This window comes from Streptomyces sp. SAT1, assembly GCF_001654495.1.
GTDB classification, from domain to species: Bacteria; Actinomycetota; Actinomycetes; order Streptomycetales; family Streptomycetaceae; genus Streptomyces; species Streptomyces andamanensis.
The window spans coordinates 3,046,456-3,071,912 of sequence record NZ_CP015849.1 but is presented as its reverse complement, the minus strand read 5'-3'; the positions used below and the strand labels follow the sequence as shown (position 1 = coordinate 3,071,912).

Below are 25,457 nucleotides of genomic sequence, written 5' to 3'. Positions count from 1 at the left end.
CCGGACGTCCCGCCGCGTCACCGGGGCCCGGTGAACCCCATCGCGCCACTCACCAGGCACACCGTGCCGAAAAGGAAGAATCCTCCCGCGACGACCAGTCCGGTACCGAGCCTGACGACCCCCGCGCTCCTGCCTTCCCTGGGCGTCAGCGAGCCCGAGACCTTCTGCCCGAGATCCAGGGGCCACGGCAGCCGGCCGTTCTTCCGGAGCATCCGCCCGGCACTGATGAGCAACAGACCGAAGAGCAAGGTGAGCGCGCTGGTCTGGAGTTGCTGGACGGGGTCGTAAGGATGCGAGGCCATGTTGATCATTCAACCCTCCGGGGGCTCCGCGAGGCTACTGCCGTACCGGAAGCCGCACGGCGTCGGTGCCTCCGGGGTACCGGCGCGGCCGACGTGCCCGGACCGGTGGTCGCGGTGCGGTCGACACATGCCGGCCGGTCGCGCCCTCCCCCTGCACGGTCGGCGTACGACGCCGACGCTCACGCCCCGGCGCGTGTCCTTGCGTCGCCCGCGGGGAGCCTGTCGGACGAGTCGTGCCTGAACACCCTCATCGACTACCGGCGCCCGGCCGACTCCCCGTCAGTCTCGGATCGCGTATTCACTCAAATGGATTACGAGTGGTCTGACGAGGCATCGTGAGCCGTGAGCGGAGGCGGCAGGGCGCCGCGGATCCGGCAGGACATGTGCGGGCCCCTATCGTGCCGTCATGGCTACGGACGATCTCGTCATCCTTGTTCACGGGACCTTCGCCGGGGACAAGAACGGAAGCGACGAGGGCCATCGGTGGTGGCAGCGCGGCAGCGCGACCTGGACATGGCTGCGGGCCCATCTGCCCGACGGGGTCAGCCTCCCCGAGGGCGACGTCAGGCTGTTCCACTGGAGCGGGACGAACAGCCAGGTGGAGAGGCTCAAAGCGAGTACCCGTCTGCTGGCCCTCATGATGAGCCTCGAACGTCAGGGGCGTGGATACCACCTCGTCGGACACAGCCACGGCGGGTCGATCATCTGGGAGGCGCTGATCTCCAGCGCGATCTCCATGGACGACAGATCAGTTTCCCTCGAATTGCAGTGGGAGCTGCGGAAATTGGGATTCCGGCGGCGCCGCCGTTCCGGGTCGAAGAGCTATCACCGCAGCTTCGACTGGTGGTGCGCCGTCGGCGGGGCCTTCCCGCTGCGCCGCCTGAAGAGCTGGACAACCGTGGGTACCCCCTTCCTGCACTACCTGCCCCGGACCGGGATGCTGACCGACGGATGGCCCAGCCCCACGCTGTCCCTGAGCAAGCGGAAGGAAGCGGGATTTCCGCTTTTCAGCGTTCTCTACCTGCTGAGATTCGTCTCCTTCATCGCCGCGTTCATCACCGTCCTCGGAATTCTCTATCTCGTCCCGTCGGCGGTCCTCTCGGGCGATCACCTGGTGTACCGGACCGCCGGCACGCTCACCGCGCTGATCGTGTACTTCTCCGTCGGCCGGTTCAACGCCCAGTGGAGTCTGCGCTCCGCGCTGCTCAGCCGCCAGTACGGAGCCCGGCTGGCGATCGAGCGGTTCGGCGGCCGGTGGCTGGGGCTGTGGGCGCCCACGGACGAGGCCATCACCGGCCTGCGGTGCCTCGCGGAACCGGCCGTGCACGACTACACCTGGCTCTCGGCCCCCCGGCATCTGCGCGGGACGCCGCGCGCGGCGACGGCAGGCGGGGTGTCCGGTCTCTCCGCCCTGCATGTGCCGCTGCGGATCGGACTCCCGGTCAGCGCCGTGCATCTGATCCCGGAAGCGTCGGCCTTCTCCCCGCAGCGGATCCTCACACCCGGCTACCTGATGTTCAACCGGTGGATCGCGCCTCGCGTGTCCGCCGCCGTCTCCCGGCTGCTGATCAGAAGTGCGCAGGGCTGCGACATCCCCGGCACCGTGCTGGCCTACGCCTCCGCGTGGCCCCTGCCGCTGGACGGCCTGCCGCCCGGCCTCCCGGAGAAGACCGCACAACGACTCGAAGAACGTTCCGCGCTCTACGCCGGAGCCATCGGCCCCGTCCTGCGCCACGCCCTGGCCCGTACGGCACTGGACGGCCGGGGCGTGTACAGCGCGGCGAAGACGGGAGTGGACGGCATCGAGGGAAAGCCGCTGGTCCATACCTCGTACTTCGACGACCTCGACGTTCTGCGGCTCATCCTGCTGCACATCGACAGGTCCCGGGAACACAGGTCCCCTGTGCGGGACCATGTCCTCGACGCCTGGCTCGACGCGACCAGCGCGTCCGTCGCCCACCGTATCGACGCCTTCCTCACGGAGGTGACGCATGGCCAGGCCCCGCCGCTGCCCCGGAGCCGTGTCCCGAGCGCCTCGGAACACGGACGCCGGGAGGCGCACGGGGCCTGAGGCCCCGGCCGTCGGGGCGATGCCTTCCCGGCGGGTGACGGCACCGCCCTGATCACCGGGGCGGCGACGTCAGAGGACGTCGCCGGGCCGGCCGGCGGGCTTCGGCCGGCGCCGGTGAGGTCAGCCGCGCCACTCCACGAAGAGCAGCGTCGCGTCGTCCGTGGTGTGTCCGCCGCGTGCCCGCTTGAGCGTGTGGGACAGGGTACGTGCCACCGCCCGGACCCCGCGGCCGCTTCTTTCCAACTGGTTCACCCAGCCGATCAGCCGCTCCTCCCCGAACTGCTCCGCACCCGTCGAGTGCTCCTCGACCAGGCCGTCGGTGAAGCACAGCAGGCGGTCGCCCCGTTCCAGCGTCATCTCGCTCACCTGCGGCTCCGGGCCGCCGAGACCGGCGGGGAGGGTCGTGGGACCGGTCAGCCGGAGTGCGACGCGGTGGTCGCGGACGAGCATCTGTGACGGATGCCCGGCGTTGACCCACTGGAGATGACCTGTCGCGGTGTCCAGTTGCAGCATCTGCGCGGTCACGAAGTGCTCCGAGCCGAACTGCTCGGCCAGCGCCCGGTCCATGAAGGCGTAGATCTCCGGCAGCCCGGTGCCGGCGCGGCGGGCGTGGCGGTAGGCGCCGATCGCCACAGTGGCCATCGTGGCCGCGTCCAGGCCGTGCCCCATCGCGTCGATCATGGCCACGTGCAGGACGTCCCCGTTGAGGGCGTAGTCGAAGCTGTCACCCGCCACGTCATAGGCGGGTTCGAGGATGCCCGCCACGGCGACCCGCGGCATGATCATCGCCAGGGGCGGCAGCAGGGCCCACTGGATCTCCGCGGCGACGCTCATCGGTTCACCGCGTCGTACCCCGAAGAAGAGGTCCGAGTAGCCGTGCTTGGTCACCAGCAGGTCGGCGACCAGGCCGGCCGTCCTGCGCAGGATGCGGCGGTCCTGGTCGTCGACGCCGTCCAGCGTCACCGTCATGACCCCGACCTGGTCGCCGCCGTCCAGCAACGGCAGATGGATCCGTACGCCGTCGCTCCCGGCCACCTCGACCGGGCGCGCGTCGAGGAAACAGCGGCCCGCCTCGGAGCCGTCGATCAGCTGCGGCTCCCCGCCGGTGAGACCGTCGCCGGGCAGCGGCACCAGCAGCAGTTGGCCGTAGTCCTGCAACAGCACCTGCGGACGGCGGCCGCCGAGCCGCTCCACCACGTCGGCGACCAGAGGACCGATGAGATGCGGCGGCAACTCGTGCGCGCCGTCGAGGATCACTCCGAGAAGGGCTTCCCCGAAGCTCTCGGAGCGGTCCGCCCGTCGTCCTGCCGTCATCCCCTCACCCGCCGGGAACCGTTCCGGGCGGGAGACGGCCCGGGACGACGAAGAACGGCTGTCGCTGTCATCGCTCCATCATCAGGGGATCATGCGAGCCAGGGCCGGCCGGCCACGCCGGGCCCGGCCGGACCGGGCGGCTCACCTGGGTCCGGCTCCTCCCTCCGACTCCCACGCGGACTGTCCGTCGGCGCCGCTCTCGGCGAGTTCCAGCAGGCGCGCGGCCGGCCAGGGGTTGCCGGGGTCGGCGGCGGCGGTCAGCAGCAGGGAGGCCGCCGCGGACGGCTCGTCCGGGGGCACCACGAGCAGTTCCCAGCGCCCGACGGTGCCGCAGTCCACGGTGATGGCGTGGGTACCGGCGGCGTCGTCCGTCAGGTCCACCTCGATCACATGGCCCGAAGCCGTCACCCTCCGCGGGGCGTCCGGCCAGACGGCGGTCCCCACGGTGGCCCGGGTGACGGTGCCGACGCCCGGGTCCAAGCAGCCGACCAGCGCGGGAAGTTCCAGTTCCAGCGCGTCGCAGCGCGGCCACCACGCACCGTCCAGCGGGCCGTGGCTGGCATCCGGTGTGAGCCGCAGCCGGGGCAGCGGCATCCGGTACGTGTGCGTGTCATCCGGTGCCGTGCTTCCCTCGCCTCCGGCGGGGGGCTTGGTGAGGGCGTCCATCGTGCGATCCCGTCCCGGGCGGCCTGCGGCTGCCCGCGTCTGTCACTCGCCGGGAACGACGCCGTCGTGCTGGTGCGTCCGCAAAGCTCTCGGTACCCGCCAGGCTACTCCCGGCCGCGCCGAGAAGCGCGCGGCTGTCGCCCTCACCCACCGCCCGGCCCGGCCCGGACCCGGGTCCGTCGCCCTCCGCCGGGTCACCGGCGTCCAGGCCGCCGGTGTGCCGGGACCGGCCCTTCGCCGGGCAGGACCAGCACACAGGGAGCCACGGCGCCCGGCAGCCCGATGATCTCGCCCATGTTCTGCCAGCCCCAGGACGCGAAGGCGGCTTGTCCCGCCTCGTCGGCAGGGTGCAGCAGGGCGACTCCGACAGGAGAGCGCAGGTCGGCGAGGAGACGCCGTTGCAGACGTCGGGCGATCTCGCGGTTCTGGGGGTGCGGACGGGCCACGACCTGGGTGAGGAGGACGCACCGGGGATGGGCGGTGAGCCGTTGCACGCTCTCCTGGAGTGTTCTCTCGAACCCCCGGCCGCCGAAGCCGCCCGGACCCAGCGGAAAGCCGAAGGCGCAGCCGACCAGCGCGGTCGTCTCCGCGGCCAGCACCGCGAAGCCGGGGTGGCGGGCACTGACCGCCAGGCGCCGCAGGAAGTGCCCACGGGCTCGGTACGTCTCGCCGGAGGTGCCGGCGACGGACGCCGCGGCCAGGTCCACGATGTCCGCACGCATCCCCTCGGCCTGCCGGCGGGTCAGCCGGCGAAGACGGATCCCGTCCTTGACGACCGGCTGATCCGGCCGGTGAGCAGGAGCCGCGAGGAGTGGAGAGGACGCGTCGGCGGCCAGGAGGCGGGTGATCTGCGCGCACGGATGGTGCAGCCGCAGACAGGCGTGCACCCGGCCGGCCCGCCGCGAAGCCGAAAGGAGGACGTCCAGACCCCCGGCGTCGCAGGAGCCGACCGTGGTCAGGTCGATGTCGATCACGGTGACGCCGTCCAGCAGGCACTGCTCCAGCGCGGCCCGCAGCAGGGGTGTCGTGGCCGGTCCGATGTTCCCGGCGAGCGTGACGAGGGTCTGCTCCCCCCTGTTCCGCCGGTGGATGTCCAGCCCGGAGAGAGCCATCACCCCTCCCCTCGGCAGGGGCGCGCGACCGGGCCCGTCCGCACCGCGGTCGCGGCCGGAAGGAGTTCGTGTGCAGCCGCTGCGAGTGCGGCGGACATGGTGCCGACCCGTCTCCGTGCCGGCCACTGGCGCGGCCCGGAAGTCCGTCCTTCGCCGGGGACGACCCCGGCATGGCGGCCGGAACGCGTGATGCCCTCGGTAGTTCCACGGTACGTCGCCCGCGGTGGGAAACGGCCGCCCCGAGGATGCCGGGAGTACGGTGGGCAGAGTCGAGGGTCCTTCGTACTCCGGTGACCGGGCTGGTCTCGTCCTCGGCGCGCGGCACAGCAGTCGGGGGCCGCGCGACAACACGGGCCGCGTCTGCCGCCGCCCGGGACAGGTTCCGCCCGATGACCACCGAATCCGCGCCACCACTGCATGCGCCCGCGACCCAGGATGCTTCGGACGGTCCGCCGGCCGAAGGCAGGGTCGAGGTCCGCATCGTCTCCCGGGACGCGGAAGCGGCCCGGCAGGTCGCCGACGCGCTCCGGCTGCTGTTCGCCGGGGGCGAGCAGCGCAGCTACCCGGCATTCCCGTCGGGTACCGGGACGCGTCTGCACCTCACGCTCGACCCCGCGCGGGCCGTCGGCCCGTTCCACTCCTGGCTGGAGGCCAGCAGGCCACAGGCCGACCGGACCCATCCGGGTGAGACCGCGCCCCGCGCGACGCCGACGGTCCGGCCGGCGTCCGCCGGATCCCCGGCCGTGGCGGACCCCCGGCCTCCCTCACCTCAGGAGTCCCCATGACCACCACCCCCTCGTCCCACCAGCCCGCCGCCCGGCTGAGGCTGGGCGCGCGGCCCGGCCGGGGCGACGCCGTCCGGCGCATCGACGGAGCCTGGTGGCCGCGGTCGTACGACCTGACCGCCGAACTCCCCGGGCTGCTCGCCGCGTTGCCGCTGCGCTGGGGACACGTCACCAGCGTTCGCGTGAACGGGGCGAGGTGGTCGCTGTCCGGTGACGGCGTGCCCGTCGAGGACCAGCGGGCGCGCCTGCGCCGGAGGGGGACATCACGGGCCGAGGACACCGTCTGCCTGCTCACCCCCGGACAGGGCCGCTGGGACCTGCTGGTCGTGCCGCCCGCCGCCACGGCGGAGGAGGCCGAACGGCTGATGGAGACGGCCACGGCGGAGGCTCCGCCCGCGGGGTGGCCTGCCTGACCCGGGGTTCGCGGGGCGTCCTGTCCGACGCGGACGGGGTGCCCCGCCCGGCCTCGGCCGGCCCGCCCTGCGGCGGTGGCTCACGGCTGTCGGCGGATCGTGTCGCTCCGTTCCGCAAGCACAGGAGCCCTCCCGTCCGCTGGACGGGGGATCCCATCGGCGTACGGCCGGCGGTCAGTCGGGAGAGCGGGTGAGTCGTCGGAGTAGGCGCGGGCGGCGTTTCGTCAGACCTTCTCGACCCGCACGGGGGCGTCCCGCGAGGAGTTGAGTCATGTCGTCGGTGTCCGATGTGAAGACGGTTGCCTCAGCTCCCTGCGCGGCTTCCCGACCTGCCACAGACAGCCGCCAGAATGGCGTCGACGGCGTACTTGGGGCCATGCAGACCAGCCGCCTTCAGCATGTCGCGCGCCATGGTGATCACCTGGTCATCCGTGTGCAGGACGCGGATACGGGACAGCGTCCAGTTCCACAATGCCTGCCTCGACGTTTCGCGAGGGTCCCCTGCTTCGTTCAGCCAGCTCGCGCAGTCGGTCCATGGCGTCCTGATGAGCTGCGGCGGCCGCGATGTAACTGGACACCCCGCGCGCGTCGACGCGCTCCTTGTGATTATCGGCTCGATCAACGCCCATTGCTTGTCCGACAAGTCGCTCGAATACGGTCTTCGCCCTATGCCTCGCACTCGACAACGTGACAACGCCGTGCGCAGGGCGACAGGCATGCCAGCCGGTGAACGATGCCGGAAAGCCGTATGCGGGAGAACCGCACGTACGGTGTGAGGCGGCGGGGACTGGACGGAAAGCGGCGGCCACGCGCCGGTCCCCGACGCTACTGGGCTCGGTTCTGGGTGAGCGCCGGGTTCTGGGCGGGGATGTCGGTGGGGGCCGGGACGTCCTTCCCGGCGTTCTCCGGCGCACCGAACCAGGCCACCGCGACCGCGCCCGAGACCGCCAGGACGAAGCCGGTCACCGCCAGCCAGGCGAAGCCGGGGCGTGAGGCGTCCCCCAGCCACCAGACGCCGATCATGCCGGGCAGTACGGTCTCGCCGACCACCAGCGCCGCCGTCGCCCCGTTCACCGAGCCGATCTGCAGCGCGACGGTGTGCAGATACATGCCGCCGATTCCGGCGACGAGAATGGCATACAGGGCCGGGTCGGCGAGCAGCGTGCCCAGGTCGAACGGATCGACCCCGTTCAGCACCCGCACGCCCACGCCGAGTGCGCCGAAGCCGAGACCGGAGAGCAGACCGGCCAGGATCGCGGCCTGGGCGCCGAGCAGCCGGACCAGGACCGTGCCGCCCGCCATCAGCAGCAGTGAGATCGTGAGGAGCCACCAGTGGGTGGTGATCGGCGTGTGCCCGCTGCCCTCAGAGCCCGCCGCGCTCGCGAGCAGCACCAGCGCCGAGCAGACGACCGCGATCGAGGCCCACTCCGCCCGGGTCAGCCGGATGCCGAGCAGCTTGACGCTCAGGACGGCCGTGATGACGAGGTTGGCGCTGATGACCGTCTGGGAGAGGAACAGCGGCAGCAGGCGGGCGGCGAGCGCGCCGAGCCCGAAGCCGACGAAGTCCAGGACCGTGCCGACGATGAATTCCCAGGTCATCGCGGCCTGGGCAGTGGAGGAGAGACTGGGGCCGCCATGCGCGGTGACCTGTCCGGTGGTGTGCCCGGCGGCGGCCGCCTCGCGGCGGGCCGACTTGCGGGAGCCGACGGCCTGGAGGACGGAGCCCGTGCCGTAACAGATCGATGCCGCGACGGCGGTCAGGAGTCCTATGAGCACCGAGCGCTCCGTTCAGGGGGGTGGTTCCTGGCTGTTCTCCCTGCCAGACGCGGGATCGACCGCTCGCGTTGCGTGAACCGGGTCTGCGTCGAGATGGACGTGAAGAAGGCCGTCCGGTATCCCGCAGCGGACGCGCGATCAAGCGGAGACGCCCGCTGCGTGTTCGGTCGCAGCAGGCCACGGCCTGCGACCGCCAGCAGCGGAGACACCGCACTGCGGCCAAACAGGACCATCGGCTGGTGCCGCCCTTGAACCCCGGATCCGTTGGATGCGGACTCTCCGAACGGACGTGAGGTTGGTGTTCGCCATGCTGATGGCCAATGCCACGGCCATGATGAACAGCGCGCCCACCCGAGAGAGGTGAACGCGCTGTTCAGACACTGTGCCCCCGGCAGGATTCGAACCTGCGACACCCGCTTTAGGAGAGCGGTGCTCTATCCCCTGAGCTACGAAGGCGTGGGCCGACTGACCGGTGACAGCCTAGCGGATGGGGATCGGGGCGGTCGCCCCTGATGCCGCTGACGGGCATGGTGTGCCTGTCGCAGGGGTTCTGACCTGGGGTTTCCGGTGCGAAGTCCGTTGTGGTCAGTGATGCCCGTGTTGTGCTGCGGGTGACCGTGGTGTCGGACCGGCCCCCGGGGCTTTCCGTTCCGCCGGGGCGGGGCCGTCCGAGTGGACATGCCGTACACGCCCGCGCCGCTCCCGAATTCCGGGCCGGAAATTCAATTGAGCGAAAGCCTTCATTCTGACCGGTGTTGCTAACGTCTCGCTAACGTTTTATTGGCGTGGCGTGGAATTCGGTCATGATTGAGCGGGGGCTGGGCGGAATAAGCCATTCCGGGGGGAGTGGGCTGTCTGGTGGGTGAGTCGACCGGATAGCTTTCGCCGTCAGTCGAGCTCGGTTACGCGAGGGTGGTTCTGCATGATGGACAAGAAGGTTCTGGGCGTTCTCGCCGCTGTCACGTTGTCGGTCGGTGTCGCCGCGCCGGCCAGTGCGGCGACGGCACCCGGGTACGATCTGCTCACCATGGGGCACGGCACGAAGACCCTCGGAATCGCCTATGTGGACAACAATTACTCCGGGTCGCGCATCGAGTTCCGCGGGGAATCCTGCAACAGCGACAAGGAAGACATCCCTGACTACCAGTTCCCGCTGCCCGAGAAGTACCGCTGGACCATCTCTTCCGTGCAGAACATGGAGGGCGGCTGTCAGATGGGGCTGCGGGACCGGAACGGGAACAGGCTGCTCGTGGGCTGGGAGCCCCAGCTCGGCAGCTGGAACGACCAGACGGTGACCGTCCAGTTCAGCTGATGCGTCCGCAGGTCAGCTCCGCTTCCAGCCCCGTAGGGGAAGCGCGGTGATCGCCTCGTCGATCTCCGCCGTGACCTCCTCGGCCGAGGCGTCCGCGCGCAGGCCGAGGACCGCGTATCCGGTTCCGCATTCCAGGATCCGGACGGACCAGCGGGGCGGGAGCTGGGCGATGACGCGCAGGCACGCCAGTTCGGGGGCGGCTTCGGGCGGCCCGGTGAGTCGGACCTGGTTCTCCACGGTCTTGTCTCCTGCGGATCGTGGGCCCTGCGGCCCTGGGTGGACGCGGCATGGGCCGGTTTCCGTGAGGAGACCGGCCCATCTGCGTGAGTGGCGAAGCCCGAGTGGGATACAGGAGGTCGGACGGTGCGGTCGGACTCAGCTGGTGAAGACCACCGTGCCGCCGTTGCGGGTGAACCAGCCGCCGAAGCCCCAGTTGCTCCAGCCGCCGTCGCCGCGGTTGACGATCGTGCCCGACTGGAAGGCGAGCACCCGGTAGGTGGCGCTGCCCTGGGTGACGCGGGCGTTGGCGACCACGCCGTGCAGGTCCATGGAGTAGTCGAGCTTGTCGTTGATGACCATCACGTTGTAGCCCGAGTACGCCGCCATGGTGTCGTCCAGCTGCCGGTGGACGAAGCCGGGGCGGTCCTTCTCCATGCGGATGTCGTTCAGGACGTTCCCGATGATCGGGCCGATGTAGCCCATGGCGTCGATGGCGATGTCGAGCTTCCAGCCGGAGTCCATGGTGCCCACCTGCTGGGTGGCGACCCGGGCCTCGGCGGCCGGCGTGGCGGCCTGGGCCGTGGCGGGCAGCAGCAGGGCCGAGGCGGCGACGGCGCCGACGACGGTGAGGGCGGCGCGCTTGAGGTTCTTCGACATGGTGTGCTCCTTCGAGGTGGTTTCGGGCATGGGGATGCCCGGCGTACGAGGGGTGGAGGGGTGGAGAGTGGAACGGGAAGTGCGGGAAGACCTGCCGGGGGACGCGGTCCGCAGGCGCCGGCCGGTCCGGAGGGTGGGGGCCGCCCCGGTCGGAGCGGCCGCCGTCACCTCGGTCCGGTCATCCCCAGTCGTTGGTCAGCGGGGAGACGGGGGCGGCCTCGTGCTCGGGCACCGCGGTCTGCGTGGCGCTCGCCGGCGGCCTGACCTCGTCCGCGCCGGTGCTGTCGGCCTGGGCGACTCCGGCACCGCCCACGACCAGGAGTGCGGTGATGGTGCCGGACGCGATGCGGGCCGCGATGCGGTTCACGGGTTTCCTCCTGGGTGGGCGATGTCGCTGGGCGGGTTCGTTTCGCTCGGTCCGGCCCGCCGTTCTCGTTCCGGCGGGCCGCCCTCACACCGAGAATGTTGCCCGCCGGGAGGGGCCTCCGGCGGGCCTCGGGCGTGCAGCAAACGACCCTGTTCCCGTGCACTTTCCTGCACACCCCCGCCGCGGGGCCCTGCCGCCGCGCGGCCCTCGCGGGTGGTCCGGCGCACCGCCGCGCGCCCCTCGTACGCGGGCCGGTGCGCCACTGCGCGGTGGTGGCGATGAAGCCGGACGGCACCCCCAACACCCTCGGCTTCCTGGGGGTTTCCGAGCCGGAGGAGCAGCTCTACCGGGCGCTCCTGAGGGACCGCGAGGACACCGGCGGCCACGATCCGGCCGTGGTCACGCGGGTGCTGGAGCTGGGCATCGCGGTGCGCACCCCGGCCGGCGGTCTGCGGCCGCTCTCGCCGAAGCGGACGGTCGAGAGGCTGATCGAGCATCAGGTGGGCCAGTTCCAGGACGAGCTCCAGGAGTCCGTCCGCAGCGCCGGGGTGGTCGAGCACCTGAGCACGATGGACGCCTCAGCGGACGTGTCCGGGCCGGGCGGTCCGGCGGTCCGGCAGATCGAGGGTCTGGAGGCCGTACGGAGCGCCATCGACGAGGTGACCTTCTTCGCGCGCACGGAGAACCTGACGACCAACCCGGTCGGGGTGCTCACCCCGGAGTCGATCGAGATCTCCCGCCCGATCGACCTGCGGATCCTGCGCCGGGGAGTGCGGATGCGGACGCTGATGGCGTCGGCCTGCCTCCAGGACGAGACGACCCTCGTGTACCTGCGGGAACTCGTGGCCCGCGGCGCGGAGATCCGTATCTCCCCGCACCCCATCGAGCGCATGATCATCTGCGATCGGGCGGTCGCGCTCACTCCGATCGACCCCCAGAACACGGCCCGCGGGGCGCTCCTGACGCGTGAGCCCGGTCTGGTGAGCACCGTGGTCTCGCTCTTCGAACGGATGTGGGCGGCGTCGCAGGAACTCCCCGAGGAGGCCCTGCCCTCCCTCACCGAGGTCGAGCGGCAGATACTCCGGACCCTCTACCTCGTCGACAAGGACGAGACCGGGGCCCGCCAGCTCAACATGGCGCTGCGGACCTACCGCAAGTACGTGGCCCGGCTCATGGCGAGGCTCGACGCCGACAACCGCTTCCAGGCCGCGCTGCGCGCCCGGGAGCGCGGCTGGATCTGAGGAGGGTCAGCGATCCGGCCCGAGCGGACGGGTAATTCCGAGCCAGCGCCCTGAATTCGGACACAGGGAGCCGCAGGGCCTGTTTTCTTTGCCCCGGAAGCGCCTTTTGTGCATCCCGTGGAGCATTAGTGAGACGTTAGTGCGCGGGGTCAACCTATTCAGCGTATTCAACGTTTCCATTCACCCGAGAAAGAGGTCGTATGCGTACTCACGCGAAGCTCGCGGGCGCTTTGGTCACCGCGGGGGCCAGTCTTCTGCTCACCATGGGTACCGCCCCGGCCGCCCATGCCGCCGGTGATGTCTGGCAGTACCGGAACGCCCGCACCGGGCTCTGTCTCGACTCCGATGCCAAGGGAAACGTGTACACCAAGTCTTGCGGCGCGGACAACCCGTACCAGAAGTGGCAGCGGGCGGTTCTGGACGGCAAGGTACTGCTCCGCAATGTCGCCACCCGCCGATGCCTCTGGGTGAATCCCCTCAATCCGGAGGACAAGCAGCTCGAAACCGCTCCGGCCTGCGCCAACGGCTCGCTCTGGTGGGAATTGGTGGTCGACGGCACTTTCCGGTTCGTCGACCCCTACAGCAACAAGGCGCTGGACTCGAACGCCAAGGGCAACGCCTACGCCAAGGGGTACGGCTCGGACAATCCCTACCAGCAGTGGCTCCCCAGCGCCACGAGCGCGTGACGGCACACCGGCCCGGCACCGTCGAACACCGCGCGGGCCGGAGAAGACCCCCGCACCGATTCCCACGCTCAGCGTCAACTGCTCACCGAGGAGAGTAAGGCCATGAACATCCGGAAGGCTCTCGGCGGCGTCGCCGCCACCGCAGGAGCGGCCGCGCTGCTGCTGACCGGCACGACGGCGACCGCCCACGCGGCCGGCGGCCCCGGCGGCGGTGTCTGGCGGCTCCAGAACGCCCAGACCGGGCGCTGCCTCGACGCCAACGGCACCGGCGGCGTCTACACCTCGTCCTGTTCGACCACCGCGGCGAGCCAGCGCTGGGAGTACCACGTCGTCAACGGGAAGATCCAGCTCAAGAACACGAGCTCGGCCCGGTGCCTGAAGCCGTCGACGCCCTTCTCCCTCATCCTGGAGACGCGGCCGTGCGGCATCGACGCCAACGACCTCTGGGACGAGGTGTTCGTCTCCGGCAAGCTCCGCCTCATCAGCCCGGGAGGCAACGCGCTGGACTCGGACGCCAAGGGCAAGGCGTACCTGAACCAGTACGGCCCCGACAATCCGTACCAGCAGTGGTACCTGACGACGTCGATCCCCGGCTGACGAGGCGGCGGGAGTCCGCCCGCCGTGCCCTGCCGTCCCGGCTGGTCGCCCCGGCTGGTCGCCCCGGCTGGTCGCCCCCGACCGGCCGGGGCTCCTCCATGCCCGGCGGCCTGCCGGGACCGTGCCCGGTGCCGCGCCGGACGGCCTGGTCAGGTGACGGACCGGTCAGGTGAGGGGCACGCGGGTGAAGCGGGTGGCCGTGCGGAGGTCGGCCTCGATGCGGGCGGCGGTGCGGCGCAGGGCGGGCAGGAGGGCGGAGACGCATTCCTCGCGGGTGCGGCGGGCGGCGTGCAGGGCGATGTCCACGGCGGCCACGGGGCGGCCGGCCCGGTCGTGGACGGGGACGGCGACCGCGCGCAGGCCCGCTTCGAGTTCCTGGTCGGCGAGCGCGTAACCGGCCGGTCCCGGGCCGGTCAGGGCGCGGCCCAGCGCGGTGGCGCGGGCCGGGAGGCGGGTGCCCACGGGGAGGTCGACGCTCATGATGTGGTGCGTGCTCGCGCGGGCCGCGTACTGGATCTCCTCGCCGCCGGGGGCGAGCACCGCCAGCGCCGTCGACTCGCGCACCTCGGCCGCCAGGTCCTCCAGATGAGGCTGGGCGATCCGGGGGAGCGAGGTGCGGGACAGGGGCGGGAAGCCGAGGGAGAGCACGCGGGGCGTGAGGGTGAAGGTGCGGCCGGGGCCGGGGGCGACCAGGCCCAGGTGCTCGTGGGTGATCAGCGCCCTGCGTGCCGTGGCCCTGGCCAGGCCCGTCGCCTGCGCCACCTGTGTGAGGGTCAGCGCCGGGCGGTCCTCGCCGAACGCGGTCAGGACCGTCAGCCCGCGCGCCAGGGACTCGACGAACCCCCGGCCCAGCTCCTGCTTCGACGCCGCCGTCCAGGCCGCCAGTTCCGGGGGCGCCGCGTCCGGGCGAGCCGGTTCCGGTGCCGGTACTGATGCCGGTTCCGGTGCCGCGGCCGAATCCGGTGTCTGCGCCCGCGCCGATGCCGCGCGCAGGTCCTCCTCCATCGCCGCGACCGTCTCGCGCAGCCGGGGCAGGAGCGTGGCGCGCAGGTGCTCCGCCGAGTGGCGGCTGGTGTGGCTCACCACGCTCGCCGCACAGGCGATCGTGCCGGTGACCGGGTCCCGCACCGGTACGGACACGGCCACCAGGCCCGGTTCGATCAGCTGGTCGTCCGCCGCCCAGCCCTCCCGGGCCGCCCGCGCGGCGCGCTCCTCGAAGCCGGAGCGGGGCGCGTCCGGTCCCGGCGGGTGCGGCGGGATGGCCGGGAAGGAGCGGTTCTCCGGGTCGGCCGCCCGGCGTCCGTGCCAGCGGTGCCAGTCCCCGGCCGTCCACTCGGTGGCGAACAGCGCTCCGGGTGCGGTGCGTTCGGCCGGGAGCAGGTCGCCGATGCGGAAGCTCAGGGACATGGCGCGGCGCCGCGTCGCCTGGTGGACGAAGCGGATGCCGTCCTGGTCGCGGACCGCCAGCGACACCGACTCGTCCAGCGCGTCGGCGAGGGCGTCCGCCCGCGCGCCGAGGAGGCCGGGCAGGCGCAGGGCGGCCAGATAGGCGTTGCCCAGCTCCATCAGGCGGGGGGCGAGGACGGTGTCCCGGCCGGCGAGGCGTACGTACCCCATCCGGGCCAGGGTCGCGGTGATGCGGTCCACGGTGGCACGGGCGAGGCCCGTGGCGCGTTCCAGGGCGCTCGGGCTCAGGGTCCCGCCGGCCTCCGTCAGCGCCCGCAGCACGGCCACCCCCCGCATCAGCGGGGCGACGGCCTCCGGCGGGGGCCCGTGCGGCCGGTCCGGGGCGCCCGCGCCGGTGACGGCCCCCGGCTCGTCGGCGGACGGCGCCGGGCGCGCGGACGGCGCCGGGCGCGCGGACGCCATCGGGTGCGGGGGCGTCGCGGAGGTCGCGGGCGTCGCGCACATCGGTCGGTTCTCCCGTACGGGACGTCGGTGGTCGTGGCAGATCTGCGCCCTACGGTAGTCCGGGCCGGGCGGGGGCGGCGGCCCCGGCTACTGCCGGGTCACCCGGACCTGGTAGTCGCCCTCCAGGTCCGCCGCCGCGACATCGATGCGGATCTTGGACCGCGGGTCCTTGAAGGTCTCGCCGGGGGCGAAGGGGGCGTCGGAGAGTTCCGCCTGCACGTTCGGACTGCGGCTGCAGCCGCCGGAGTCGCGGTGGGCGTCGTAGACGGTGATGGGGCCGCTTCCGGTGTCCACGTCGGCGTTCACCTTGTAGATGAGGACGCCCGGCCGGCACACCGCCTCGTCGTTGCCCTCGCGGGTGCGCAGTTCGAGGGCGTAGCCGGTGCTGCCGTCGAGCGGGACGAAGATCAGCTTGGGGCCGCCGGCGCGCTCCAGCGGGGTCAGGGTGTACTCGGCCGAGCCGCGCCGGCTCGCGCAGTTCACCTGGTCGGCGTCGAGCCAGCCCAGCTTCCACTTGTGCCAGCCGAGCAGGTCGTTGTCGGCGCCCCAGTCCTCGCTCATGATGTCCCAGTGGCCGACCGCGCCGCCGCCCTCCTGGGTGTAGAGGTCGGGCAGGCCGAAGACATGGCCGTTCTCGTGCGGCAGGACGCGGTAGCCGGTGCGGTCGTAGGAGCCGGAGCCGTCGTCCTGGCGGGAGTAGACGAACGAGGCGTTCGCGAGGGGGACGCCGTCGGCCGTCGGGGCGTCGGGGTTGCCCGCGAAGGTGACGGACAGGACCGTGTCCAGGGCGGACGGGCCCGCGTTCGGGGTCATCAGCACGTTCAGCAGGTCGTACTGGCGGAAGTCGACCTGGGAGTCGGCCGCCGCCGCGATGTCCTGGACGAGGTCGCGGTAGCCCGGGTCGAAGGGGGCGCCGCGTTCTATCCCGTACTCCTTGAACGGCTTGGGCATGCGCAGCCAGTGGGTGATCGGGGTCTCGGGGCGGTAGTCGAGGCGGCCGTAGGAAGCGGTGCGGAACCACTCCTGGGTCTGCGGGAAGAACTCGTGGAAGCGGTCGAGCGCGGTGCCCTCGCCGGGGGCGTCCGAGAAGTCGATCATCAGGGTGAGGGCGTGCACGGTGCCGGTGGAGCGGGCGTAGCCCGTCGAGGTGGGGACGCCCTCGGTCATCTGCACGGAGCGAGCGCCGCTGATCATGCAGGGGGCGAGCGCGGGCGAACGGGACAGGGAGTTCGCCCCGGCGCCCGAGGCCGCGGCGCCCGAGGTGAGGTGCGCGGCCCCCGCCGTGCTGACCGCGAGGGTCAGCGCGGTCACGGAGACGAAGGCGGCCGTGCGGCGGGTACGCGTACGTATCCGGGCGCGTATGCGGGTCCGTATGGAGGTGCGTATGGGGGTGTGTAGGGGGGTGTGTATGGAGCCTGGGTCGGCGGCCGGCGCGGGGCGGGGGTCGTCTCCTCCGGCGCCTGCCGCGGCGGCGGGGACTCCGGCAGAGGCAGGTGCAGGTGCAGGGGCAGGGGCTCCGGCGGAAGCGGCGGTGGGCGCGGTGGCAGGAGTGGCGGCGGTCGTGGCAGGGGGCGCGGGGGGCATGCTGCGTGCGGGGAGCGCGGTGTCGGCGCGGTCCGTCCCGTGGGGCCGGTGGGTCCGGTGCGGCGTCCGGTCTGTCCGGCGGCGGGGCGGCTGCGGCTGCATGCGTGGACCCTTCGCTCCAGGCAGCCGACGGTCTCGCGCCGCGCGGCACCGGTCCGCACCGGTTCGCGCCAGGCGGTCACCGGTCTCGTCTCCGGCTGCACCCTTTCGCTCACCCTGTGTCGCCGGGGCGGCGGGCGCGCGTTGGAGCGGTCCGGTCGTGGGACGCGCGGCCCGGTCGTGGGAATGGGCAGGGCCAGGTGGATGTGACCCAGGTCACGGCAGTTCTCTTGCGGGACGGGAAATAACCGGGGACCTCTTCCCCGTTTAGCCCTGTGTCCGAGCGAAACGGGGACTTCATCCCCGGATCGTCCGCCAGACCGACCGATCAGAGGAGACCCCGTGCCGGCCGCGACCGCGAACCCCGAAGCGCGCAAGGTGACCAGGCCGCGCGCCGACGCCCTGCGCAACCGGGAGCGGATCGTGACCGCCGCCCGCGAGATGTTCGTCGAGTACGGCCCCGAGGTGCCGCTCGACGAGATCGCGCGCCGGGCCGGCGTCGGCAACGCCACCCTGTACCGCAACTTCCCGGACCGCGACGCTCTCGTCCGCGAGGTCGTCTGCTCCGTGATGGACCGTACGGCGGAGGCGGCCGAGCAGGCGCTCACCGAGACCGGCGACGCCTTCGAGGCGCTGTCGCGCTTCGTGCACGCCGCCGCCGACGAGCGGATCAGCGCGCTGTGTCCGATGGTCTCCAGTACCTTCGACCAGCACCACCCCGACTTGGAGGCCGCCCGTCACCGGGTCGAACACCTCGTCGAGGAGATCATGGGCCGCGCCAAGGCGGCCGGGCAGTTGCGCGCCGATGTGGGTGTGGGCGATCTGATGATCGCCGCCGCGCAGCTCAGCCGCCCCCCGGCCGGTACCGGCTGTGTCCTCCACGACCGCTTCGTCCACCGCCATCTTCAGCTGTTCCTGGACGGACTGCGGGCCCCGGCCCGTTCCGACCTGCCGGGCGCGGCCATGACCATGGAGGATCTCCGCCAGGCCTGACCGACCTGACAGACAGCTCCCCGCCGCGCGCGGACCCGTGAGGCGGGCCCGGGTCCGACAGGCGCCGGCCCGCCCGCACCGATGAGTTCAGCGCCGAACTCCGGTCTCCTTCACGACTCCTCGCTCACGCACGACTCCTCACGCACGACTCCTCACGCACGACTTTTCGTTCTCCCCGTTCACGACCTCCTCGTTCGCCTACGACGTTCCGGCACGGCAGCGCGCAGGCCGCGGCCGCCCCTTTCGACACCCTTTTTCCGTCACGAAGTCCCGAAGTGGGTACTCCCATGTCCGAAACAGCCCTCAAGGCTCCCGGCGTCCCGCACCAGTCCGGTGACGCCAACCGCTGGAAAGCGCTCGTCTTCATAGCGCTCGCCCAGCTGATGGTCGTGCTCGACGCGACCATCGTGAACATCGCCCTCCCCTCCGCCCAGCAGGACCTGGGGATCTCCGACGGCAACCGGCAGTGGGTCGTCACGGCCTACGCCCTGGCCTTCGGCGGGCTCCTCCTCTTCGGCGGCCGTATCGCGGACCTGTGGGGCCGCAAGCGCGCCTTCGTGATCGGCCTGACCGGCTTCGCCGCGGCCTCCGCGCTGGGCGGCGCGGCCACCAGCGGCGCGCTGCTGTTCGGCTCCCGCGCGCTCCAGGGCGCCTTCGGCGCGCTGCTCGCGCCCGCCGCGCTCTCCCTGCTCGCGGTGATGTTCACCGACGCCAAGGAGCGCGCCAAGGCGTTCGGCATCTACGGCGCCATCGCGGGCGGTGGCGGTGCCGTGGGTCTGATCCTGGGCGGATTCCTCACCGAGTACCTGGACTGGCGCTGGACGTTCTTCGTGAACATCCCGTTCGCCGTGGTCGCCGCGGCCGGTGCGTACTTCGTCATCCGTGAGCCGGCCACCGGCCGCAACCGCTCGCCGCTCGACATCCCCGGCGTGGTCCTGTCCACCCTCGGCCTGGTCGCGCTGGTGTACGGCTTCACCCGCGCCGAGTCCGCGGGCTGGGGCGACGCGCTGACCATCGGCATGTTCGTCGGCTCCGCGGTGCTGCTGGTCGCCTTCGTGCTGGTCGAGTCCAAGGTGCGGGCCCCGCTGCTGCCGCTGCGCGTGGTCACCGAGCGCAACCGCGGCGGTGTCTACCTCTCGCTGGGCCTGGCGATCATCGGCATGTTCGGCCTGTTCCTCTTCCTGACCTACTACCTCCAGATCGTGAAGGGCTACTCGCCGGTCAAGACCGGCTTCGCCTTCCTCCCGATGATCGCGGGCATGATCACCGGCTCCACCCAGATCGGCGCCCGGCTGATGACCCGGGTTCCGGCCCGGCTGCTGATGGGCCCCGGCTTCCTGGTCGCCTCCGTCGGCATGCTGCTGCTGACCCAGCTGAAGACCGACACCTCCTACCCGGCCCTGCTGCTCCCCGCGATGCTGCTGCTCGGCCTCGGCATGGGTACGGCGTTCATGCCGGCCATGTCCCTGTCCGCCCAGGGCGTCGAGCCCCGGGACGCCGGTGTCGCCTCCGCGATGGTCAACACCTCGCAGCAGGTGGGCGGCGCCATCGGTACGGCCCTGCTGAACACGATCGCCTCCTCGGCGACCGCGTCGTACATCAAGGACCACATCGGCGCGGCCGGCGGTGCCCGGCCGCAGCAGCAGCTGGTGCAGGTGCAGGGCCTGGTGCACGGGTACACCAGCGCCATCTGGTTCGCCGTCGGCATCCTGGTGCTGGCCGCCGTGATCGCGCTGACCTTCGTCAACGCCGGGCGGCCGGGCAGCACCCTGGTCACCGGTTCGGGCTCCGCCTCCGGTGAGGGCGCCGAGCACGAGGTGGCGGTGCCGGTCATCGCCCACTGACGACCGCTCGGCGCGGCCCCCGCCCCGGCTCCTCAGCGGAGCCAGGGCAGGTCCGCGCCCGCCTCGTCCGGCTGCAGTCCCTCGGCGACGATCTGCATGATCTCGCCGAGGGACTGCTGCTGTTCGGGGCTGAGCCGTTCGAACAGGGCCTGCCGTACGGCGGTCACATGGCCCGGGGCGGTGCGCCGCAGCACCTCCTGGCCGTCTTCGGTGAGCACCGCGAACTGGCCGCGCTTGTCGGAGGGACAGTCCTCGCGGCGGACCCAGCCGTTCTTCTCCAGGCGGGCCACGGCGTGCGAGAGACGGGAACGGGTGATCTTGGCGTTCATGGCCAGCTCGGTCATGCGCAGCCGGCGGCGCGGGGCCTCGGCGAGCTGGACGAGGAGGGCGTAGTAGACGTGCGGCATGCCCGCGTCGCGCTGGAGCTGCCGGTCGAGGTGGTCCTCCAGGAGGGTGGTGGCGTGCAGATAGGCGCGCCAGACGCGCTGCTCGTCGGGGGTGAGCCAACGGGGGGCGTCGGCGGCGGGGGCCTGGGCTGCGGGGGCCTGACCTGGGGAGACCGGGGCGGCGGGGGCTTGGGCCGCGGGGGCCTGAGCGGGGCCGGGCGCGGAAACGGGAGCCGTGTTCATGTATCCACTCTACGAGGGCGCTCATTGAAGATTAAACAAATGCCTCGTACAGTGGTCTCTAAGCTTTAAAGTTCAAGTTTCGGCCCCCGTGCTTGCCCTGCCCGCCGCAGTCCGAGCGCGGTCCCAGCAGGAGTAGCCGCCATGACCACAGCACCTGAGCGCATGCCCGCCCTCTACCTCAGCCACGGCGCCCCGCCGCTCGCTGACGACCCCGTCTGGCCCGGCCAGCTCGCCGCCTGGGCCGCCGAACTGCCCCGCCCCCGCGCGATCCTCGTCGTCTCCGCGCACTGGGAGGAGGCCCCGCTCGCCCTCGGCGCCGTGGAGACCGTCCCCCTGGTGTACGACTTCTGGGGCTTCCCCGGGCACTACTACGACGTGACGTACCCGGCCCCCGGCGCCCCCGGCCTCGCCGACCGGGTCAGGAAGCTGCTCCGCGGACCCGGCACGCCCGTGCAGGACGTCCCCGACCGGGGCCTGGACCACGGCGCCTACGTCCCGCTCGTCGAGATGTTCCCCGCCGCCGACATCCCCGTCCTCCAGGTCTCCATGCCGACGCTCGACCCGGTCCGCCTCATGGGCATCGGCCGCAGGCTGGCACCGCTGCGCGACGAGGGTGTGCTGATCGTCGGCTCCGGCTTCTTCACCCACAACCTCGCGGCCCTGCGCCACGTCGGCGGCGGGGTGCCGAGCTGGTCCTCCGAGTTCGACGACTGGGGGCGCCGCGCCCTGGAGGCCCGCGACTGGGACGGACTGCTGGACTTCCTCGACAAGGCACCGGCCGGCCGGTACGCCCACCCGCGCACCGAGCACTTCGCCCCGCTGTTCGTGACCATGGGTGCGGCGGAGGCGGCCGGCGAGCTGGACGCGCAGCGGTCGGTGATCGACGGCTTCTGGATGGGAATGGCGAAGCGGTCGGTTCAGTTCGGCTAGAGACGGGCGTGCCGGTGTCAGACGCCGTACGGGACCCCGGTACGGGCCGTGCGTAAGTCCGGAACCGGCCGGAGAGAGCCCGGGGCCGGGCCCGCGGAGGCCGGGAATCACCTGAGAGTCCGGTTTTGCGGCAACCTTCCGGCCCCGGTACCCGTCCATGAGAGTGGGGCAGCGAGTGAGGGCGGCGCTCTCCCGCTGTGAGAACTGCGGCATCCGTGTGACGGGCGTCTCATGCGCAGGGTGGTGAGTCCGGGTCCGCGAGGGCCCGGAAGGGGCCTCCGCTCCCACTCTGACCTGCGACTCCGTGACATGGGCCAGGGCGTATGGGGCGCCGTGGCGGCACAGGGTACTGCATGATCAGAAAAATCGGGGGGCGGGTTGGGAATTCTGTCCGGTTTCAAGTCGTTGTTCCCATCGGATGCGGGGCACCCGAGGAGAGTCCCGAAGAGAGTGCCGAGCGTCCTGTGGACCACCCGCTGACAACCATCGCAAGGGAGCACGCATGGCAACCCGTGCCGTCGCCCGTCGACAGTCCGCCCATGGGGGTACCTCCCAGGCTTTCGGCTCTGGGGGAGAGACGGCCGACGCGGCACGCGGTGTCCGCGCCCGTGGCGGCGAGATCGCCGACCGTGACCTGGTCGGCATGTATCTCGACGAGATCGCGCGCACACCGCTGCTCGACGCCGCCAAGGAGGTCGAGCTGTCCCAGGTCATCGAGGCCGGTGTGTTCGCGCGGCAGATCCTCGACGGGTACGAGGAGACGCCGGCGGACGCGAGCCGCGAGGAGCTCCAGGCCCTCGTCGACGAGGGCGAGCGGGCCAAGGACGTCTTCATCCGCTCCAACCTGCGCCTGGTCGTCGCCGTGGCCCGCCGCTACCCGCGCAGCGGTCTGCCCCTGCTGGACCTGATCCAGGAGGGCAACGCGGGCCTGGTGCGCGCGGTGGAGAAGTTCGACTACCGCAAGGGCTTCAAGTTCTCGACGTACGCCACCTGGTGGATCCGCCAGGCGATCACGCGCTCGATAGCGGACCAGTCCCGTACGATCCGGCTCCCCGTCCACCTGGTGGAGGAGCTGGGCCGGATCCGCCGGGTGCAGCGCGAGTTCAACCGCGAGCACGGCCGCGACCCGGAGCCCGCGGAGATCGCCGCCGAGCTGGGTTCGAACCCGGAGCGCGTCGTGGACGTCCTGGACTGGGCCCGCGACCCGGTCTCGCTGAACATGGCGGTGGACGACGAGGGCGAGACCCAGTTCGGCGACCTGCTGGAGGACACCTCCGCGGTCTCGCCCGAGCAGTCGGTCCTGACCCTGCTGCGCAGCGAGGAGCTGGACGACCTGATCGGCCGCCTCGACCAGCGCACGGCGTCCATCATCAAGATGCGGTACGGCATCGAGGACGGCCGCGAGCGCACGCTGACCGAGGTCGGCAAGGAGCACGGCCTGACGCGCGAGCGCATCCGCCAGATCGAGAAGCACGCCCTGCTGGAGCTGAAGAAGCTGGCCCGGGACACCGGATTCGACGCGGCGGCGTGACGTCTCGGAGAAGTGCCACGAGGCCCCCGCGGGGCGGTTGTTCCCGCGGGGAGCGCACACTCCCGGGCAGCGCCGACCGCGTACGCCCGGCGGTGACGCGTACGCCGGGTGGTGAAAGGCCGCGCGAACATGGCCGTGGAGCATCGCTTCAACCGGCGGCGCGACGGGAACAACCCTTCCGGGCCCGGCCGGCCCGGCGCACGACCACATCAGAGCCACGTCCCGACGCACTCCCCCCGGCGCCGGGACCTTCCCAGAGCCGGGCTTCGGCGCCTTCCCCCGGGCGTCGGAGTCCGGCTCCATCTCTGTCCGGTTCCGCCTGATGCTGTCCGGATCGCACCGGTCACCGCGACGCGCGGGGCCGGTCGCTCCCCGGGCCGCCGGTACGCCCCGGCGGCGGGCGGCCGCCCGAGCGCGCCGAAGCGGCGGGGCACCCCGGACCTGAACCCCGGGGTGGCCCGCCAGATGGCAGATTCTGCCACACCGGCATAACCTGCCGAGGTGATGAGCCCCGCCCCCGCCGACGCCAAGAGCCCTTCCCTGACCGAGCGGCGCAAGGCCGCCACCCGGATGGAGATCGCGCTGTCGGCGGCGCGCCTCTTCGTGACACGGGGGCTGCGCGCCACCCGCGCCGAGGACATCGCCCAGGCGGCGGGCGTCGCCCCGCGCACCTTCTACCGGTACTTCGCCACCAAGGAGGAGGCCGTCGCGCCCTGCTACGCGGCGGGCGCCGAGCGGTGGCGGGAAGCGGTCCGCACGGCCCCGGCCGCCCTCTCCGTCCCGGAGGCCCTCGCCCACGCCGTGCGGCACACCTTCGTCCCCGGCGGCTCGGGCGTCTCGGCGATCTCCTGGCAGTGGGCGCGCACCCTCATCCGCCTGGCCGGGACCAGCCCGGCGGTGCGCAAGGTCTGGGCGGAGGTCTGCCAGGAGTCGGAACGGGAACTGGCCGGGGTGCTCGCCGAGCGGGCGGCGGGGACGGCGGGGGCGGCGGGGTCCGTGGGGCCGGTGGGATCGGCGGAACCGGCGGGGTGGGCCCCGGCGGAGGGCCGGGCCGGCTCCTTCGGGGCCGAAACCGGGACCGAGGCCGAGTCCGCAGCCGACACCGGGTCCGGGGCCGACACCGGGTCCGGGACCGAGTCCGGGCCCTCCGTCATCGCGCCGGACCTCCGCTTCTCCGCGGCCGTGGCGAGCGCCGCCGTCCGGGTGGCCGTGGAAGCCTGGGCGACGGGAGACGCGCCGGCCACCGGTCCCCAGGGCCCCGCCGCGCTGGCCCTGCGCAACCTCGCCGCCCTCCGGGACTTCGCCTGGGACACCCCGTAGCCGCCTAGGAGCGCGGTACCGGCGCCTCACGGCTCCCGTCCTCACCGGAGCCGGAGCCGAAGCCGGGGCCGGTCCCGGAGCCAGACCCGGACCCTGCCTCGGCCCCGGCCGCCGCACGCGTCATGCGCTCCCCCAACTCCCGTACGCACGCCACGAGTCCCCCGGGCTCCCGCACCGTGAACTCGCAGCCCAGCATCGCCAGCCGCACCGCGACCCACTCCATCCGGTCGCCGGTCTCGGCGCGCAGCAGGCAGCCGCCGCCCGGCAGGGGTTCGAGCGGGCCGAGCCAGGAGGGCAGCCGCGCGGCGACCGTCTCGACGGGCTCGTGGAAGGCGACCGTGAACACGTACGTCTCCTGCCGCCGCTGCATCGAGAGGCGCAGGTACTCCGCGGCGCTCCCCGTGGGCAGCTCGCGCGCCTCGAAGCGGGCGCCGGTGGGGAAGGGCTCGCTCACCCGGTCGACGCGGAACGTCCGCCAGTCCGCCCGGTCCAGGTCGTAGGCGACGAGGTACCAGCGCCGTCCGGTGGACACCAGCCGGTAGGGCTCGGTCAGCCGCCGGGTGGCGGTGCCGTCCCCGGCCCGGTAGGCGAAGCGCAGCCGCTCGCGGCCCGCCACCGCCGAAGCCATCACGGTCAGCGTCTCGGGGGCGACCAGGGCGCCGTCCCCGCTGGTCAGCGGGGTCGTGGCGGCCTGGAGGGTGGAGACGCGCCGGCGCAGCCGGGCGGGCAGCACCTGCTCCAGCTTCGCCAGCGCCCGTACGGACGCCTCGTCCACGCCCTCGATCGCGTGCCCGGCTCCCGCCCGCAGCCCGACCGCGATGGCCACGGCCTCCTCGTCGTCGAGCACGAGCGGGGGCATGGCCTTGCCCGCGACCAGCCGGTAGCCGCCGTCGGAGCCCATCGTCGCCTGGACCGGGTAGCCCAGCTCGCGCAGCCGGTCGATGTCCCGCCGGACGGTGCGCCGGGACACCCCGAGCCGGTCGGCCAGCTCGCCACCGGGCCACTCGCGGGGCGTCTGGAGCAGGGACAGGAGCTGGAGGAGCCGTGCCGGAGTGTCCGTCGTCATACTCCGAGGATGCCGCACCACTAGGACGTGAT

24 protein-coding genes and 1 tRNA gene are annotated in these 25,457 nt (G+C 72.3%); 12 read left to right on the top strand and 13 right to left on the bottom strand.

Annotation, left to right across the window (positions count from 1 at the left end):
• Positions 1 to 17: 17 nt before the first annotated feature.
• A complete protein-coding gene (locus A8713_RS13265; RefSeq protein WP_159393092.1) occupies positions 18 to 302 on the bottom strand; it encodes a hypothetical protein in 285 nt (94 codons plus the stop codon).
• A 406-nt stretch (positions 303 to 708) separates the two neighbouring features.
• On the opposite strand from A8713_RS13265, the gene A8713_RS13260 reads away from it, so the two are divergent.
• On the top strand, positions 709 to 2,373 hold the full coding sequence (locus tag A8713_RS13260) for a hypothetical protein (protein ID WP_064533690.1): 1,665 nt from the start codon (positions 709 to 711) through the stop codon (positions 2,371 to 2,373).
• A 120-nt stretch (positions 2,374 to 2,493) separates the two neighbouring features.
• Here A8713_RS13260 and A8713_RS13255 read toward each other — a convergent pair whose 3' ends face one another.
• From A8713_RS13255 to A8713_RS32190, 3 genes are all read right to left on the bottom strand, one after another.
• Entirely contained in the window at positions 2,494 to 3,687 is a 1,194-nt protein-coding gene (locus A8713_RS13255) for a PP2C family protein-serine/threonine phosphatase (RefSeq protein WP_064533689.1), read from the bottom strand.
• 141 nt (positions 3,688 to 3,828) lie between these two features.
• The gene (locus A8713_RS13250; protein ID WP_382844975.1) at positions 3,829 to 4,353 is read right to left on the bottom strand and encodes a DUF5994 family protein; all 525 of its coding nucleotides are present in this window, start codon (positions 4,351 to 4,353) and stop codon (positions 3,829 to 3,831) included.
• A 194-nt stretch (positions 4,354 to 4,547) separates the two neighbouring features.
• Positions 4,548 to 5,465: an STAS domain-containing protein gene (locus A8713_RS32190; RefSeq protein ID WP_079158948.1), complete on the bottom strand. Its 918-nt coding sequence runs from the start codon at positions 5,463 to 5,465 to the stop codon at positions 4,548 to 4,550.
• A 389-nt stretch (positions 5,466 to 5,854) separates the two neighbouring features.
• Here A8713_RS32190 and A8713_RS13240 point away from each other — a divergent pair, with 389 nt between their 5' ends.
• Complete coding sequence (locus tag A8713_RS13240; protein WP_064533688.1) at positions 5,855 to 6,250, top strand: hypothetical protein; 396 nt, start codon at positions 5,855 to 5,857, stop codon at positions 6,248 to 6,250.
• Complete coding sequence (locus A8713_RS13235) at positions 6,247 to 6,663, top strand: DUF5994 family protein (protein ID WP_064533687.1); 417 nt, start codon at positions 6,247 to 6,249, stop codon at positions 6,661 to 6,663. Before A8713_RS13240 ends, A8713_RS13235 begins: the two co-directional genes overlap by 4 nt.
• An 825-nt stretch (positions 6,664 to 7,488) precedes the next feature.
• Here the strand turns inward: A8713_RS13235 and A8713_RS13225 are convergent.
• Together A8713_RS13225 and A8713_RS13220 are read right to left on the bottom strand one after the other, a co-directional pair.
• On the bottom strand, positions 7,489 to 8,439 hold the full coding sequence (locus A8713_RS13225; protein ID WP_064533686.1) for a hypothetical protein: 951 nt from the start codon (positions 8,437 to 8,439) through the stop codon (positions 7,489 to 7,491).
• A 383-nt stretch (positions 8,440 to 8,822) separates the two neighbouring features.
• Positions 8,823 to 8,895 (bottom strand) — tRNA-Arg (locus A8713_RS13220).
• Between the two features lie 466 nt (positions 8,896 to 9,361).
• On the opposite strand from A8713_RS13220, the gene A8713_RS13215 reads away from it, so the two are divergent.
• Positions 9,362 to 9,751 (top strand): hypothetical protein, encoded by a 390-nt coding sequence (locus A8713_RS13215; protein WP_064533685.1) that lies wholly within the window; start codon positions 9,362 to 9,364, stop codon positions 9,749 to 9,751.
• 12 nt (positions 9,752 to 9,763) lie between these two features.
• Here the strand turns inward: A8713_RS13215 and A8713_RS13210 are convergent, their stop codons facing one another.
• From A8713_RS13210 to A8713_RS13200, 3 genes are all read right to left on the bottom strand, one after another.
• Positions 9,764 to 9,988 (bottom strand): hypothetical protein, encoded by a 225-nt coding sequence (locus tag A8713_RS13210; protein WP_064533684.1) that lies wholly within the window; start codon positions 9,986 to 9,988, stop codon positions 9,764 to 9,766.
• 138 nt (positions 9,989 to 10,126) lie between these two features.
• Positions 10,127 to 10,627 (bottom strand): hypothetical protein, encoded by a 501-nt coding sequence (locus tag A8713_RS13205; RefSeq protein WP_064533683.1) that lies wholly within the window; start codon positions 10,625 to 10,627, stop codon positions 10,127 to 10,129.
• A gap of 178 nt (positions 10,628 to 10,805) precedes the next feature.
• Positions 10,806 to 10,994, bottom strand: a complete 189-nt coding sequence (locus tag A8713_RS13200; protein WP_064533682.1) for a hypothetical protein — start codon at positions 10,992 to 10,994, stop codon at positions 10,806 to 10,808.
• Positions 10,995 to 11,128: 134 nt separating this feature from the next.
• On the opposite strand from A8713_RS13200, the gene A8713_RS13195 reads away from it, so the two are divergent.
• From A8713_RS13195 to A8713_RS13185, 3 genes are all read left to right on the top strand, one after another.
• Positions 11,129 to 12,235, top strand: coding sequence for a helix-turn-helix transcriptional regulator (locus A8713_RS13195; protein WP_159393090.1), 1,107 nt, complete (start codon positions 11,129 to 11,131; stop codon positions 12,233 to 12,235).
• Between the two features lie 200 nt (positions 12,236 to 12,435).
• On the top strand, positions 12,436 to 12,921 hold the full coding sequence (locus tag A8713_RS13190) for an RICIN domain-containing protein (protein ID WP_079158947.1): 486 nt from the start codon (positions 12,436 to 12,438) through the stop codon (positions 12,919 to 12,921).
• A gap of 102 nt (positions 12,922 to 13,023) precedes the next feature.
• On the top strand, positions 13,024 to 13,518 hold the full coding sequence (locus A8713_RS13185) for an RICIN domain-containing protein (protein WP_064533679.1): 495 nt from the start codon (positions 13,024 to 13,026) through the stop codon (positions 13,516 to 13,518).
• 165 nt (positions 13,519 to 13,683) lie between these two features.
• Here the strand turns inward: A8713_RS13185 and A8713_RS13180 are convergent, their stop codons facing one another.
• Both A8713_RS13180 and A8713_RS13175 read right to left on the bottom strand, forming a co-directional pair.
• Positions 13,684 to 15,429, bottom strand: coding sequence for an IclR family transcriptional regulator domain-containing protein (locus A8713_RS13180; protein ID WP_173860841.1), 1,746 nt, complete (start codon positions 15,427 to 15,429; stop codon positions 13,684 to 13,686).
• 87 nt (positions 15,430 to 15,516) lie between these two features.
• Positions 15,517 to 17,013 carry a M6 family metalloprotease domain-containing protein gene (locus A8713_RS13175; RefSeq protein WP_443069715.1) on the bottom strand — a complete coding sequence of 499 codons (1,497 nt, stop codon included), beginning with the start codon at positions 17,011 to 17,013 and terminating at the stop codon, positions 15,517 to 15,519.
• A gap of 441 nt (positions 17,014 to 17,454) precedes the next feature.
• On the opposite strand from A8713_RS13175, the gene A8713_RS13170 reads away from it, so the two are divergent.
• Positions 17,455 to 18,105 carry a TetR/AcrR family transcriptional regulator gene (locus A8713_RS13170; RefSeq protein WP_064533678.1) on the top strand — a complete coding sequence of 217 codons (651 nt, stop codon included), beginning with the start codon at positions 17,455 to 17,457 and terminating at the stop codon, positions 18,103 to 18,105.
• A 287-nt stretch (positions 18,106 to 18,392) separates the two neighbouring features.
• Positions 18,393 to 19,949 carry an MFS transporter gene (locus tag A8713_RS13165; RefSeq protein WP_064533677.1) on the top strand — a complete coding sequence of 519 codons (1,557 nt, stop codon included), beginning with the start codon at positions 18,393 to 18,395 and terminating at the stop codon, positions 19,947 to 19,949.
• A gap of 32 nt (positions 19,950 to 19,981) precedes the next feature.
• On the opposite strand, the gene A8713_RS13160 is transcribed toward A8713_RS13165, so the two are convergent.
• Entirely contained in the window at positions 19,982 to 20,578 is a 597-nt protein-coding gene (locus tag A8713_RS13160) for a MarR family winged helix-turn-helix transcriptional regulator (protein WP_064533676.1), read from the bottom strand.
• Positions 20,579 to 20,719: 141 nt separating this feature from the next.
• Between A8713_RS13160 and A8713_RS13155 the strand changes: the two genes are divergently transcribed.
• The 3 genes from A8713_RS13155 (at position 20,720) to A8713_RS13145 (ending at position 24,359) form a co-directional block, all read left to right on the top strand.
• Complete coding sequence (locus tag A8713_RS13155; protein ID WP_237305358.1) at positions 20,720 to 21,508, top strand: dioxygenase family protein; 789 nt, start codon at positions 20,720 to 20,722, stop codon at positions 21,506 to 21,508.
• A gap of 502 nt (positions 21,509 to 22,010) precedes the next feature.
• Positions 22,011 to 23,039, top strand: coding sequence for a sigma-70 family RNA polymerase sigma factor (locus A8713_RS13150; protein WP_064533674.1), 1,029 nt, complete (start codon positions 22,011 to 22,013; stop codon positions 23,037 to 23,039).
• A gap of 504 nt (positions 23,040 to 23,543) precedes the next feature.
• Positions 23,544 to 24,359, top strand: coding sequence for a TetR/AcrR family transcriptional regulator (locus tag A8713_RS13145; protein WP_237305357.1), 816 nt, complete (start codon positions 23,544 to 23,546; stop codon positions 24,357 to 24,359).
• A 4-nt stretch (positions 24,360 to 24,363) separates the two neighbouring features.
• Here the strand turns inward: A8713_RS13145 and A8713_RS13140 are convergent, their stop codons facing one another.
• Entirely contained in the window at positions 24,364 to 25,425 is a 1,062-nt protein-coding gene (locus A8713_RS13140) for a helix-turn-helix transcriptional regulator (RefSeq protein WP_064533673.1), read from the bottom strand.
• Positions 25,426 to 25,457 lie beyond the last annotated feature (32 nt).